This is a genomic window from Actinomadura napierensis, from assembly GCF_039529375.1.
In the GTDB taxonomy this organism is placed as follows: Bacteria; Actinomycetota; Actinomycetes; order Streptosporangiales; family Streptosporangiaceae; genus Spirillospora; species Spirillospora napierensis.
Map to the genome: position 1 here is coordinate 1 of NZ_BAAAMR010000050.1, position 13996 is coordinate 13996.

Annotated in this window: 10 protein-coding genes; 8 read left to right on the forward strand and 2 right to left on the reverse strand. The window is 70.7% G+C overall.

Annotation, left to right across the window (positions count from 1 at the left end; translation table 11 throughout):
- The coding region (locus ABD296_RS25830) for a hypothetical protein (protein WP_455363865.1) at positions 1-797 on the forward strand (797 nt) is incomplete at its 5' end.
- A gap of 58 nt (positions 798-855) precedes the next feature.
- Here the strand turns inward: ABD296_RS25830 and ABD296_RS25835 are convergent.
- Complete coding sequence (locus ABD296_RS25835) at positions 856-4488, reverse strand: hypothetical protein (protein WP_344272147.1); 3633 nt, start codon at positions 4486-4488, stop codon at positions 856-858.
- Positions 4489-4641: 153 nt separating this feature from the next.
- On the opposite strand from ABD296_RS25835, the gene ABD296_RS25840 reads away from it, so the two are divergent.
- Positions 4642-4914 carry a hypothetical protein gene (locus tag ABD296_RS25840; RefSeq protein WP_344272150.1) on the forward strand — a complete coding sequence of 91 codons (273 nt, stop codon included), beginning with the start codon at positions 4642-4644 and terminating at the stop codon, positions 4912-4914.
- 98 nt (positions 4915-5012) lie between these two features.
- On the opposite strand, the gene ABD296_RS25845 is transcribed toward ABD296_RS25840, so the two are convergent.
- A complete protein-coding gene (locus ABD296_RS25845; RefSeq protein WP_344272153.1) occupies positions 5013-5768 on the reverse strand; it encodes a hypothetical protein in 756 nt (251 codons plus the stop codon).
- Positions 5769-6352: 584 nt separating this feature from the next.
- Between ABD296_RS25845 and ABD296_RS25850 the strand changes: the two genes are divergently transcribed.
- The 6 genes from ABD296_RS25850 to ABD296_RS25875 all read left to right on the forward strand — a co-directional run bounded on the left by ABD296_RS25850 (position 6353) and on the right by ABD296_RS25875 (position 13964).
- Positions 6353-6865: an NUDIX hydrolase gene (locus tag ABD296_RS25850; RefSeq protein WP_344272156.1), complete on the forward strand. Its 513-nt coding sequence runs from the start codon at positions 6353-6355 to the stop codon at positions 6863-6865.
- A gap of 550 nt (positions 6866-7415) precedes the next feature.
- Positions 7416-8423 carry a hypothetical protein gene (locus ABD296_RS25855; protein ID WP_344272159.1) on the forward strand — a complete coding sequence of 336 codons (1008 nt, stop codon included), beginning with the start codon at positions 7416-7418 and terminating at the stop codon, positions 8421-8423.
- 116 nt (positions 8424-8539) lie between these two features.
- Entirely contained in the window at positions 8540-8986 is a 447-nt protein-coding gene (locus ABD296_RS25860; RefSeq protein ID WP_344272162.1) for an NUDIX domain-containing protein, read from the forward strand.
- An 899-nt stretch (positions 8987-9885) separates the two neighbouring features.
- Positions 9886-10287 (forward strand): plasmid mobilization protein, encoded by a 402-nt coding sequence (locus ABD296_RS25865; protein WP_407061515.1) that lies wholly within the window; start codon positions 9886-9888, stop codon positions 10285-10287.
- Positions 10284-11924 (forward strand): relaxase/mobilization nuclease domain-containing protein, encoded by a 1641-nt coding sequence (locus ABD296_RS25870; RefSeq protein WP_344272168.1) that lies wholly within the window; start codon positions 10284-10286, stop codon positions 11922-11924. Before ABD296_RS25865 ends, ABD296_RS25870 begins: the two co-directional genes overlap by 4 nt.
- Before the next feature lie 54 nt (positions 11925-11978).
- Positions 11979-13964 carry a hypothetical protein gene (locus ABD296_RS25875; RefSeq protein WP_344272171.1) on the forward strand — a complete coding sequence of 662 codons (1986 nt, stop codon included), beginning with the start codon at positions 11979-11981 and terminating at the stop codon, positions 13962-13964.
- Positions 13965-13996 lie beyond the last annotated feature (32 nt).

Consider the following 13996-nt stretch of genomic DNA (forward strand, 5'->3'; position numbering starts at 1 on the left):
CCGCCGAACGCCGCGAGCAGGCCGCGCGGTCCGCGGCCGCCGACGCCGAGGGCACCGCCCGGCAGGCCACCGACCGCGCCAGCGGTGCCGGCGAGCGGGCCCGGCTGGCCGAGCGGGCCGCCGACGCCGACCGGCTGGCCCGCCAGAAGGCCGAGGCCGAGACCGAGCTGGCCGTGCAGAGCCTGCACCAGGCACGTGCCGACCACGCCGCGGCCGCCGCGCAGCTGCACACCGCCCGGCAGGAGGCCGACCAGCTGGACGCCCGCCTCGCCGAGCACGCCGAGCGGCTGCGGCAGACCACCGACCAGCTGGCGGCCGAGCGCCAGACGCACACCGAGACCCGGGCCCAGCTGCGCGAGGTCACCCAGCAGGCCGAGCAGTACGACCGCGAGCGCGAGGAGCGGGACCGCCGCGCCGCCGAGGAGGTCCGCGCCGCCCGGCGCAGCGCCGAGCAGCAGGTCCGCCAGGCTGGCGCGCAGCGGCAGAGCGCCGTCGAGGCCGCCGAGCAGATGCGCGCCGAACGCGACACCGCCCGCACCGACCTGATCGCCGCGCAGGCCGCGCACCGCGCCGAACTGCAGGTACTGCAGCGTGACCTGGACGCTGCCCGCATCGCCGAGGCCCAGCAGCGCGAACGCGCGGTGCGTGCCGAACAAGCCCCCCACAGCGTCACCGCCCGGCCCCCCAAGACCCGCGTGGAGACCGGATCGGACGCCCCGTCGGACGACCGTTCAACCGGCTTGCAGCAGCGGCCGGCACCGAGCAAGGGTGACCGTGCGGACCGGAGTGGTGGTTGAACTCGGCGGCCGGACTCGGATCGTGCCGCCCAGTCCTGATCACCGAGACCCTCCTCGGCTACTGCAGGTCTTGCCAGGACCAGGGGCCGGCGGCGCTTCCCTCGCGGTCGCGCCCGAAGTGAAATCTCCTCCCCCGGTCGCCGATCTCAACGAACTGAGAGAACAAACCGGCAGCCGGCAACCGCTCGGCCAGCACCGCAACCGCGTCGTCCGCCCTCACCTCCCGCAGCCCGTCCAGCAGGGCCGCCAGGCCCCTCGGGTGGTCGAGGGCGGCGTGCGCGGCGGCGCGTTCGGCCAGCACCGCGACCGCGTCGTCCGCCCCCACCCCGCACAGCCCGTCCAGCAGGTCCGCCAGGCCCCCCGGTTGGTCGAGGGCGACGTGCGCGGCGCGTTCGGCCAGCACCGCGACCGCGTCGTCCGCCCTCACCTCCCGCAGCCCGACCAGCAGGGCCGCCAGACCCCCCGGGTCGTCGAGGGCGACGTGCGCGGCGGCGCGTTCGGCCAGCACCGCGACCGCCTCGTCCGCCCCCACCCGGCACAGCCCGTCCAGCAGGGCCGCCAGGCCCCACGGGTGGTCGAGGGCGGCGTGCGCGGCGGCGCGTTCGGCCAGCACCGCGACCGCGTCGTCCGCCCTCACCTCCCGCAGCCCGTCCAGCAGGGCCGCCAGGCCCCTCGGGTGGTCGAGGGCGGCGTGCGCGGCGGCGCGTTCGGCCAGCACCGCGACCGCGTCGTCCGCCCTCACCTCCCGCAGCCCGTCCAGCAGGGCCGCCAGGCCCCCCGGTTGGTCGAGGGCGACGTGCGCGGCGCGTTCGGCCAGCACCGCGACCGCGTCGTCCGCCCTCACCTCCCGCAGCCCGACCAGCAGGGCCGCCAGACCCCCCGGGTCGTCGAGGGCGACGTGCGCGGCGGCGCGTTCGGCCAGCACCGCGACCGCCTCGTCCGCCCCCACCCGGCACAGCCCGTCCAGCAGGGCCGCCAGGCCCCTCGGGTGGTCGAGGGCGGCGTGCGCGGCGGCGCGTTCGGCCAGCACCGCGACCGCGTCGTCCGCCCTCACCTCCCGCAGCCCGTCCAGCAGGGCCGCCAGGTCCCTCGGGTGGTCGAGGGCGGCGTGCGCGGCGGCGCGTTCGGCCAGCACCGCGACCGCCTCGTCCGTCCCCACCCGGCACAGCCCGCGCAGCAGGGCCGCCAGGCCCCTCGGGTGGTCGAGGGCGACGTGCGCGGCGGCGCGTTCGGCCAGCACCGCGACCGCCTCGTCCGTCCCCACCCGGCACAGCCCGCGCAGCAGGGCGGCCAGGCCCCCGGGGTTGTCGAGGGCGGCGTGCGCGGCGCGTTCGGCCAGCACCGCGACCGCCTCGCCCGCCCCCACCTCCCGCAACAAGCGCAGCAGGTCCGCCACTCTCCCGGGGTTGTCGAGGGCGGCGTGCGCGGCGCGTTCGGCCAGCACCGCGACCGCCTCGTCCGCCGCCACCTCCCGCAGCCCGCGCAGCAGGTCCGCCACTCTCCCGGGGTTGTCGAGGGCGACGTGCGCGGCGGCGCGTTCGGCCAGCACCGCGACCGCCTCGTCCGCCCCCACCCCGTACAGCCCGTCCAGCAGGTCCGCCAGGTCCCACGGGTCGTCGAGGGCGGCGTGCGCGGCGCGTTCGGCCAGCACCGCGACCGCCTCGTCCGCCGCCACCTCCCGCAGCCCGCGCAGCAGGTCCGCCACTCTCACCGGGTGGTCGAGGGCGACGTGCGCGGCAGCGCGTTCGGCCAGCACCGCGACCGCATCGTCCGCCCCCACCCCGCACAGCCCGCGCAGCAGGTCCGCCAGGCCCCACGGGTCGTCGAGGGCGACGTGCGCGGCGCGTTCGGCCAGCACCGCGACCGCCTCGTCCGTCCCCACCCGGCACAGCCCGCGCAGCAGGGCGGCCAGGCCCCCGGGGTTGTCGAGGGCGACGTGCGCGGCGCGTTCGGCCAGCACCGCGACCGCCTCGTCCGCCCCCACCTCCCGCAACAAGCGCAGCAGGTCCGCCAGGCCCCCCGGGTCGTCGAGGACGACGTGCGCGGCGGTGTAGCGGGCGGGGCGGGGGTCGGTTGGGTGCAGGGTGTGCAGGCAGTTGACCAGGTTCGCGGCGGCGTAGGGGTGTCCGTGTGTGGTGGCGTTCTTCCACAGTTGAGCGGCGGTGCGGTACAGGCCGCGGTCCCAGGCCGCCTCGCCAAGGGCGTTGAGGTCGGCGGGTTGGGCGTGCGCGGCCGCGGCGGTCCAGAAGCTGTGCGGGGGAATCTGGTCGGCGCGGTCGGTGCGGGCGTGCTGGTCGAGGTAGTCGGCCAGGCGGTAGCCGGCCACGCCGATGCCGTGTTCGGGCGGGACCGGCTCCAGCGCCCGGACCGCGCCCTTGAGCTCGCGGGTGGCGTACGTCCATGCGCTGGACCACACCTGCTGCCATTGCGGCTCGGGCAGGGCCCGCGCCCGGTCGGGCAAATAGCCGACCGTCGCCTCCCGCAGCAGTTCGGGGTTGAGCAGGTGGCGGTGGCCGAGCCGGACCGCGTCCATCGCCGCGGTGATCACCGCCTGCCCGTAAGGGTCAGCGCCGGGCCCTTGGTAGTGGGCGAGCAGGGCGTGGACGCCGGCCAGGTACTGGGTCACCTGCCCGGGCGAGCCGCCGCGCTCGGCTGCGATGATCGCCTCGTCCAGCAGATGGTCTCCCTGGCGGCGGGCCCGGGCCAGGTCATCGCCGGTGAAGACCTCGGGCACATCGATGACCCCGCCCAGCGCGGCGTCGACCTTGCGGGGAGAAACTCCGTCCAGTACGGGCAGCGGGGTGAGCAGGGCCCGGGTCGCGTGCACCGGGTCCATCTCGCCGGGACCGGTGTGGTGGTCGGCGGTGTAGGCGGCCCAGTAGTCGGGCCACACGCTGGTGATGACCACCAGATGGTCCCGGCACTGCAGCAGTCCGGCCAATCGCGCCAGCACCGCCTGCCCGCCGGGAGCGTCGGCGTAGTGCCGCAGCTCGTTCAGCCACAGCACCGACCGGCGCGGCATACCTTGCTCCAGCAGCGCCTCCAGGGCGGCGGCGGACTGCGGGTACAGCACCGCCGCGCGCGGCAGCTGCACCCGGACCGCTTCGTAGGCGGCGCGGGACTTGCCGGTCGAGGACCCGCCGCGCAGCACCACCAGCCGGTTGCCGGCCACTCTCGGCTTCAGCAGCGCATACAGCAGATGATCATGCGTGCGGAGCACGTAGGGCGGCAGCGTGCCGCCGCCGATCGCCCGGTGCACGCCCAGCCGCGCCGGCCCCCACTCCTCGACGGACCACCCCTGGGGTACTCCCGGTTCGGCACTGGTATCGGCGGATTCGGGGGGTTCCGGTACAGGCCGGTCAGCGGGTCGGTCAGGACGATCCGGGGGGCGGTGCTGTTCTGCCTGGGTGTCGCGGGTCTGTTTGGCCTCGGCCAGCAACACAAGCCACCCGTCCACATCACCCGGCGCGCCCTGCAGGTCGGCACCGGGGCCGGCCCGCCCCAGGCACAACTCCACCACCTGCACCAGCGGGCCGGTGTCGCTGGGCAGATGCTGGCCGTTCTTCCAGTCGTACAACGTGCTGCGTCTCACTCCTCGCGGCAGTGCCCGTTCCACCCCGTCGGGGTTGGTTCCGGCCGCCGCCAGCAGCGTGGCGAACGCCGCCCCGAAGTCGGCCGGCCCTCTCGCCACCGCACCTCCCTCGCCCCGTCCGCGACTTGTCCGAACCCTTCGGATCCTGCCCTGTCCGGACACGCCCGGTGCTCACCTGGCCGGAAGCGGTATGAGTCCGACCTTGTCCAGACCCCCTCCCGGACCGGTCGCCGTGACCGGCAGCCTGCGGGTATGGCCAAGCACTCCAGCACCCGCCGACCGGCCCGCCCGAGCGTGGCCTGGACCACCGCCGGGCTCTTGCACACCGGCCTGTGGCTGACCGCCCCCGCCTTGGCCGTGGTGCTCATCGTGCTGGAGGCCGCGCTCACCATCACCATCATCGCGACCGCCCTGTACGCGCCCGATCCCATCAGCGCCCGCGCCTTCCGCATGCTGCCCTGGACCACCCCGCCCCCGGCCCAGCAGCCCCTCGCCCCGCAGCGCACCCCTCGGCCGGACAAGTGACCAGACCAAGCACCGATCACTCAATGCCCGCACGCTGCGCCGGAGTCCAGCAGGGCCGCCGTCGCAGCCATGGAATCTGGCAGAGGAGTTCGACGCGTCTATCCCTGGCCGCGCGCAGCGTGGCGGATCCGCTGGAACGCGGCCGGAGGCTCGGCGGGAAGCGCAGGAAGCTGCCGCCGACCGGCCAGCAGATCACCCAAGTACGGGTACAGATTGCGCAGCCGTCGCACATCGTCGCGTTCCTCGGCGAGGGCGTGCAGGACCTGCAGGCACGAATGGGCCAGAGCCAAGCTGCCGTACGGCAGGGCGTCGCCAAGCTCGCCTTGCAGCGCTGGCGCCAGCGCCCCGGTCCAGTCCGGGAACAGCATCCAGGAGATCAAGTACGGGCCCTTGGGTGCCGCCACCGCCGGCGTCGACAGCAGGTACTCGCGGCTGCGCAGCGGCAGGACCGTCGGCAAGGTGAATTTGACGTCGTCGCGGGCCGCCTTCACCAGCTGCGGCGCCTGCGCGATGGTCGGGTCCACCAGTCTGCTGAACGAGGCCGCCCACAGCACCGCGTGCCCGTCGGTGGTCCCGTCCGCCCGCACGATCGGGGGCCGCTCCCACACCCCCACGTCGGCGTACTTCACCTCCTGCCGGTCGCGGTCGTACACCGTGGCGCACGCCGCCATCACCTCGGCGTCGAATCCCAGGAGTTCCAGTGCGCCGGCCAACTGGTAGCAGATCGGCACGCATGCGTTAGCGGGCGCGCCGCTCATGTCGGCGTGCACCACCGCCAGCGCGGTGTACAACGGCACGACCTCCACCGCCACCTTCGCCAGCATCCCGTACATCACCGGCTCGAACTCCGGCATCCGCGATGGCCCGGGCTCGATGCCCCGCCGGGCCGCGGGGACCGGGCTGCTTGACCGCTCCGACGCGCGGACGACGATCGGACGCCGGACCGGCTCTCGCCGGTTCCGCCGAGAACTTCGCTTCCCCATCAGCGACCGCCCTCATCGGTGGAGCGGAGCCTGGAACGGCCCCGACCACGCCACCGTAATGCGCGGCACAGACAGTCCGGCGATCCAGGAGAGGTCCTCGCGACACGAATCACCGTGCTCCAAGATGTTGGGCACGGCCGCCGCGTGCCCCTATGCGCAGACAGCTCTTATCGATCCTGTTCGGGATTGGTGCCAAGTGCCGCTTCCCGTCACGGGCACCGGCTTTCGTCACGGCCGGTACCGTCCCTGTTCGGCGCGTTGGCCAGCTTGGGGTCCAGGCCCCCAGCAGCCGAGCTGTGGCGGCTCGGGTGCTGAACAGGCCGACTCGCTGCCACGCGCAAGGGGGGCGCCGTCGAGCACAACGAGCAGCCGAGAGGTTTGCAGCGAGCGACGCCCGGACGACGCTAGCCTCATGAGGAGATCGCAGGGTTCCGTCGTCGATTAGGAGAGGTTCCGTGAGTTGGCTGCCGCCCGAGCAGTACGTCCAAACGTTGCCGAACGCCACGATGTATGCAGCCCTCTACTTCACCGATGAAACCGGGAACCCTCTAGCCCTACGCTCTGCGGCGAAGGCGGAAGCGTGGCAACTGCCCGGCGGCAATGTTGAGCATGGTGACGGTACGCCGTTCGCCACGGCCGTCCGTGAGTGCCGCGAGGAGACAGGCCTGGAATTTCAGGGACCTCCTAGGCTGCTACTGACGCATTTTCTCGCGCCACAATCAGGGTGGCCTTGCGCGAAGATCGGGTTCGTCTTCGACGGGGGCGTGCTCACCCAAGCGGAGCTTGGGCAGATCGTCCTCGATCCCGGTGAGCATGTGAGTTGGCAAGTCCAGTCTCTGGAGTCTTGGCAACGGACGATGAGCACGCGCCTCTTCACCCGGGTCCGAGCGCTCTCGGAGGCGCGCCGGACCGGAACGGCAACCTTCCTTTGCGATGCACCAGCCGGCGCGGAGGGAGCAATCCCGTAGCCTCCGGCGATTTGGGACTGAACCGGGTACGGCCTGCCCTCATGCCAGCTAGCGCGTCCCCGAGAGCCAGAGGGGGGAACGGCAGGTGGTCGCTCATGGTCGGCTGCCTGTGTGGCGCTAACGCTTTCAGCCCGGTTCGGGGAGAGTGCCTCTTCATCGTCGACGTGCTCATGTTGGCGTTCGTCTGCTGGGCTTCCGACACCTCTCTTCAAGCTCTCAGCGAGGGGAGGGAGATGCTCCAGGAAGCATCGTCCGCGCCGGGCCGCTGCCTGACCTACTCCATACCCGGCGGATGCTTTCACTAGGGCGTTTCAGTAGTCGTTGCCGACGCTCGCTAGGGAGCTTGAACCTCATCGCATAGCCGTTTGTAGTTGATGCGGTGAGGGCGTGCCGGGCGCGCAGTAGAGCCCTCACCGAGTCGGTTCTGTTCTCGGTCGAACGCGGGATCGCTGTTGCCCATGGCGTTAATTTCATGTAGTATTTTAAATGTCGGAAGGGATGGCACCCGACCGACACCCACCACACGTTCCGTACGAAAGGGAGAGGACGCATGATCCTCACTCCGAACGAAGGATTCGAGGGAACCTTCGCCGATCAGCAGGAGGTTCGGGACCGGCTTGCCGCACTGCGAAGCGCGGCAGACCTCGGGGCCGAGCACCCGGGCGTCTCGTTCGTAACTCTGCCCGAGGCGGTCGGAAAGCTCGGGGGGCACGGTGTGATCGTCCGCGCGGGCCTGCGGCTCATCGCGGAGAAGTTCGCGGACTACGGCATCACGGACCTGCTCTCGCACACCCGCTTCTGGGTGGGCTGGAAGTCGGTCGTTCCGGGCGACTTCGGTGGCTTCCACCGGCCCTATCAGGGCTACCGGCACTGGCAGGCTGGAGCAGTGATCACCATGTACGGTGACCTGTCCGGTCGGCGGCCCGTCCCGGCCGAACTGAGGGCGCTGGACCTCATCCGGTCCTACGCTCACGACGGTGGAGGGCACTGGTCCTCTTACCGTCGCTACGTCCTGCACCCGAGTGCGCGAGTGGTCTACCGGACGCGGTACGGCTACAACTCGCGCGACCTGGACGGAACCTCCTACTCCAAGGCGGACGCGCCCACGCCGGAGGAGTCGCGCAACACCCGCCCGGCCCGCAATCTGGGCGTGATCATGGAGGGCGGAACGGACCTTACGGCTCGGCAGATCACCGCCCAGGTGGCCGAGATGTTCGGCATCACCGAGGCACAGTTCTCCGGCGTTGACCGCTTCGCCTTCCGGGACCTGGTCGGGTCCCTCGACCAGTCCGACCACGACGCGGAGTTGAGCGCTCTGCGCCGCAGGGACAAGGCCGAAGTGCTGTCCGGCACCGACCTCTACCTGGCGAGGATGGCGTTCTACGACAACCTCGTGTCCGCGCCCTACGCCGCCTTCCTGAATGAGGTCGGGCGGGACGAGGCGATGCACCTTCACGAGGTCCTCTACCGCGCGATGCTCACTGGGGAGCGCGGACCGGTGTCGCGATGGCTTCAGGATCACCACGGCCGAACCTTCGCTGAGATGTTCCAGCGGTAGAGCGCCGACGTTCAGCCGGTCCTGGCGGGAGCCATCGGCTTCCGCCAGGACCACCCCCCAGCAGTGACCCGGCCTGCGGTAGGCCGGGCGACCATGGCACAACCGAGGAGAGTTTCATGGCTCACGTCAGCGCGCGCCTGTGGCGCATGATGCGGGGTTCGCTTCAGTGGCGAGTCCTCTGGCTGGCACACGCGAAGTTCATGATCGGCGTTACCGGCGTGGTCCGAGACGGTGACCGCATCCTCCTTCTTCGCCACCGGCTCTGGCGCGAGGGACAGCAGTGGGGACTGCCCACCGGCTACGCCAACAAGTCGGAGACGTGGCAGGACACCATCGTCCGAGAGGTCAAAGAAGAGACCGGTCTCGACGTCACCGTTGGCCGACTGGTGAGCGTTACCTCGGGCTACAAACTTCGCGCCGAGGTGGCCTACGAGGCCCAGCTTCGGGGCGGCAGGCTGCGACTCGATGCGGCCGAGATCCTGGAGGCGGCATGGTTCTCAGTCGACGCCCTGCCGGACGGGCTGATGAAATCCCACAGAGCCCTCATTGAGGGACGGGTGTAGCCGCGCCAGCCCCCCTATTGGCGCCCCCTGAGCATGAAGGTGATGCTCAGGGGGCGCTGCGGCGTTCAGCGTCTCCGCATGAGGCGCCAGCGGCAAGGATGCCCTTCACGTAGAGCGCTCATAGCGCCCCGCCGACGAGCAAGCTGAGGGCACTGGTCTCATCACGTGAAGCTGGCCGGCCTTGGAGTCGCAGGAGGCCCAGCAGCGAGGTCCACAGCGGGCGGGGCAGAAGGCCCGCTGCCATCTACGGTCGGAGACGAAGCATCACCAGTACTCGAACGTGCTGCAGCGCCCCGGGCGCCTCTAGCCCTGCGCATGGGCTTCCCGGTGAGGTCCGGAGGAGTACGGAGCTTCAGCTTTCGAAGGTCCTGTTCTGACCAACCGAGCCGGAGTGCTTCCGCCCACTCGCCATGCCATTGCTGCCTGATCACAGCAAGTTGGTGGTCGAGCTGCTTCTCGGCTGCCTGGCTCTCGATCAGCCGATCGATGACCGCTAGACGGTCCTGCATCTGACGCTCCAGCAGTGCTCGCGCCGCATCCTGCACATCGCTGCTCTGTTCGGTGCTCATGCGGCCGAATCGTAGTGATCATCACCCCGTGAGTGAAAGGGAAACCGACAAGACGGCCGATCGTTTTCGCTCGATGAGTAACGGCCTCTGCAAAGTGAGCTGCGAACGTGAAGGATTCACTTGAAAGAGCAACTGGACACTAGTCCAGAGCGCCCCTGCCGCCCCACGCTCCAGGAGCAGGAGCAAGAGCAGGAGCAAGAGCAGGAGCAAGATAGGCGATCAGGTTACCTGATCGCGTTTTGGGGCTGGTGCCCAAAGGATCACCCTCCCTACCGTGTCGGGTGATGTCCCCATTGATCATGGGGTCGCTCCGCTGGGGAAGGGGGGACGATGGCCGCCGAATCGACGCCGAGCAGGCCACGCAAGGTCACTCGCCTCCAGCGCGCACCAGGCGGTCGGCAGAACGTAGTGAAAGTCTTGATGACCGACGAGGAGAAGGTGCAGATCGCCGCACGCGCCAAGGTCGCCGGCGTCTCGATGCAACGGCTCATGATCGAAGCTGCGCTGGCTGGCGACGAGCAGACAGCCAGCGAGCGACGCGGGCTGATCGCCGAGTTCGCGGGAGCCCGTCGTCTCGTTGCAGCGATCGGCCGCAACCTCAACCAGCTCACCCGCGCGGCGAATGCGTCCGGAGAAGTACCCCAAGAGGTGACGGCCACCATGCACGCGGCTGCGCGTGCACTGGGGCGGCTGAGCGAGGCGACCGACAAGCTGTCCGGGACGTCGCGATGATCGCCAAAGTGTCTCCGCAGCGCGGCGACAACACCGTCGGACTGCTCCTGTATCTGGCCGGGCCTGGCCGCCACAACGAGCACGTCAATCAGCGCGTGATAGCGGCCGCTGACACTCTCGGAGTGGATGACGGAACTCCGCTGGATCTCGCGACCAACCGCGCCGCCGTCGTGGAGTTGGGACAGGCGATGGACTCGCACCGGCGGGCGATGGGAGTCGAGATGCGCGGCGGGCACGTCTGGCATCTCTCGCTCTCCCTGTCCGCGAAGGAGTCCACCGACGAACGCAAGCTCAGCGACGAACAGTGGGCCCAGGCAGTGCGGTACGTGGTCGAGAAGATGGCTTTCGACGATGACTCCGGGCGGGCGCCGTGCCGATGGGTCGCCGTCCACCACGGCAAGTCCGTCAACGGCAACGAGCATGTGCACCTGGCGGTGAATCTGGTCCGCGAGGACGGTACGTTCGCCAGCATCTTCCGGGACCGGGTGCGGATGAGCACGATCGCCGCTGATCTCGAACGCCGCTTCGGCCTGCAGGCGGTCCCGGGCCGCAAGGGCGGAGGCATGCCGGGCCTGAGCCGGAGCGAGATCGAGCGCGTCAAACGCGACCCCACCAAGGCGGAGCCCGATCGGATCCGGCTGGCTCGTGCCGTCCGCGCAGCCGCCGGTGCGGCCTCCAGCGAGGCCGACTTCGTCCAGCGTCTCCGCGGTGTGGGCGTGATCCCACGGCCGCGCTACGAGAAGGGCGACCGGACCAAGGTCGTGGGGTACTCGGTCGCGCTGCATCCCGACAGCAAGCATCCCGTCAAGACGGCCCAGCAGGCAGGCCCCAAGGCTGGCAAGACCGAGCCGATGCTGTGGTTCGGTGGAGGACGATTGGCGCCCGATCTGTCGCTGACACGACTGCGGGAGCAGTGGCCGGACTGGGAGACCGAAAGCGAGCAGCGAGCCGCCCTCAACGAATGGGATCGAACCGCCGCGCGCGGCACGATGAGCCGGACGGAAGGAAAGCCGGCCGGGCGCGCTCGTCGCCCCTCTCGCACCTACGGACCACAGGTGTGGCAGGAGGCCGCCCAGGCGGTCGGGCGCGTCCGGCAGCAGCTCGCCGCCATCGCGCCCGAGGACACCGCGCTGTGGGCGGGTGCTGCTCGCGAGGTGGCGGGAGTTCTGGCGGCATGGTCGGCCCAGTTGGAGGCGGACCGTCCGGGCCCGTTGGCGGCTGCAGCGGACGCATTGGCGCGGTCAGCGCAGACCACCCGAGCTCAACCTCGTGCTCGTCGAGAGGGCTCGATCAGAGACCTGCGCGGGGTGGCGATGGTCTGCTTTGCCGCATCGAACGGAGACCGCGGTATCACCGGTCAGCTTGTACTGCTGCAGCAGATGATCCGGATGATCGAGGCACTGCAGGAAGCACATCGTGCTCGCGGCCAGGCACAGCACGCAATGGCCCTGGCGCGGGTGTCGAGGGGAGAACTCACCGACCTGCAATCCAGCCTTGCGGCACGGCTGGCGGCGGCACCGGGGACAGCGCGGCCCGGACCTTCTGCTGGATCGATCACGCCCATCCCTGCGCCAGGGCGGCCGCCCCACACGCCGCCCGCGCCGGGCCGAGGGGGACCAGAGTTCGGCCGGGGTTAGCGCCGGAGTCGAAGCGCAGCGAGCACCATCGGCGACACAAGGGAGCGCAGCACGATGACTGAATTCAGCAGCTTCGTCCAAGCGGCGTCCACGCCCGGTGAGGGGATCGCAGGAAACGTCGGACCACAGATACAGGCGATCACCTCTCTTGCCACCGAGGTGGTGACTGCCTGGGCGCAGCGGTCAGCCGAGAAGGCCCGCGCCCTGCAAGCCGCAGCCGAGGCCGCCGAGCGGGCTGACCGCGACCGGATCAAGGCGCTTCGCGACGGCGACATGCCGATCATGCGGCAGGTCTGGGATGAGCGGTGGTGGCAACGCGTCTCCGCTGACCAAGCCGGCGCGTCCGGCCTAGCCGAGATCGGCATGGCGTGGGAGGTGACGGGCGGGTGGGCGCGCAATGGCGACCCGATGGGGCGCCGCACCCAGCAGCGACTGCGTGAGCTGATCAAAGACCGGTTCAACGTGGACATGCCCGACGAGCCGGTAAACAGCACCCTGGCCGCTGAGATCCTCGCCGCCCCCCAGGGAGCCGAGCGGCAGGTCTCGTTCGTCATCTACGACACTGCTGACGGTTCCACAGTGGAGCGGGGAACGCTCTCCATGGACGTCGACGACCGGCTGCCGTTGAGGGTGGTCGCGGCGGACAAGCTGACCGAGTTCCGTGCCGCCCGCAACGATGGAACCGAGCCGAGTGGCCGCTTAGTCATCGACGTCTACGACGGAAGCCGCCCGGGCGGCGAACGGCGCCAGATGCTGCGTGACGACCAAGCCGTCGAGACACGGATCGAGTACGACGAATGGGCGCGAGACGTCCTGGCCGGCACGGCAGAGGCCCCGGTCGAAGCGGCCCGCGATGTCCACCTGGTGGAGCGTCAACGTCTGCGCCGCGAACTCAGGCGACTCCGCGAAGCCGACCCGCGGCTGGCAGCTGCCCGAGAGACGCTCGCCGACGAGGTCGCGCTCCGCCAGGGCGCCGATCCTCGAACCACTCCGCCCACCCGAGACGGCGCCCGCATGTCGGTCGAAGAACACGACGCGGCGATGGCCGAGGTGACCAGGAGGCTGGAGCAACTGCAGTTGCGGATCGACCAGATCAACGCGGACTTGCTCGGCGAGGACGTCGCCGTGGTGAATGAGGCCGCAATCCTCCGCCGCGACCTGGAACCCGAATGGTGGGATACCGCGACCGCAGAGGAGATCGCGGGCACGTGGACCCACGTTGGGGGCTGGCCGGACGGCGCGGCCAAGAACGGAATGCGCGCCGATCTGCAAGAGCAGATCCTGCAGCGGTACGGCGTCGACGTCGGCGCCGGCGCCTCGTTCGCCAAGGTGTCGGGTGAGGTCCAGCGAGCCCAGGCCGAACGACGCGGTGAACGCATCGTCGCCTTCCGGGTCGAAGGGCCCGGACAAGCAACCCAGACGGGCGACTCCTTCACGGTCTCGGCCGCCACGGTGGAGGCCAGCGGAGTCGAGAGCGTCCCCCGGGACGAGTCGCTGGCAGCTTTCGCCAAGCGCCAACTCGGCACCTTCGCCGGAGACCTGGATGCCGCCCGCGAGCGACGTCTGATCATCAAGTTGTCCGATCCCACCGGTGCACCGCTTGGCGCGTTCGACGCGGCCGGCATCGTGGATCGCCGCAAGGGTCCCGATGAGCGAGAGGCCGAGTACCGCGAGGGACGCGCGGCGAACCTTGGGGATGAGGCTCAGCGCGACGATGCGGCCGCTGTCGAACGGGAGGGCGCACCGGGTTCACCCACCTCGGGCGAGTTGCACAGGGAGGCCGCCACCGAGCGGGGAAGCGCGGCCGAGGACCTGATGGACGCCACGGCGCTGCGAGACATCGCCGACAGCGACCCGGGCGCTGAGGAGGCAGTGCGGGCCGCTAGGACGTCCCGCCAGGCCTGGCCGCAACACGAGCGGCCCGCCAGCGGCGGAATCCGCCGCAGCAGAGCCAAGAGGCAGGGGCTCGGTTCGCGAGGCGACCGCGCGCCACGATCGTGGCCACGCATGCACCCGAGAGGCACTGGCCGCGGAGACTGACGCTCCGAACAGCCACATCACTGGGCGTGTGG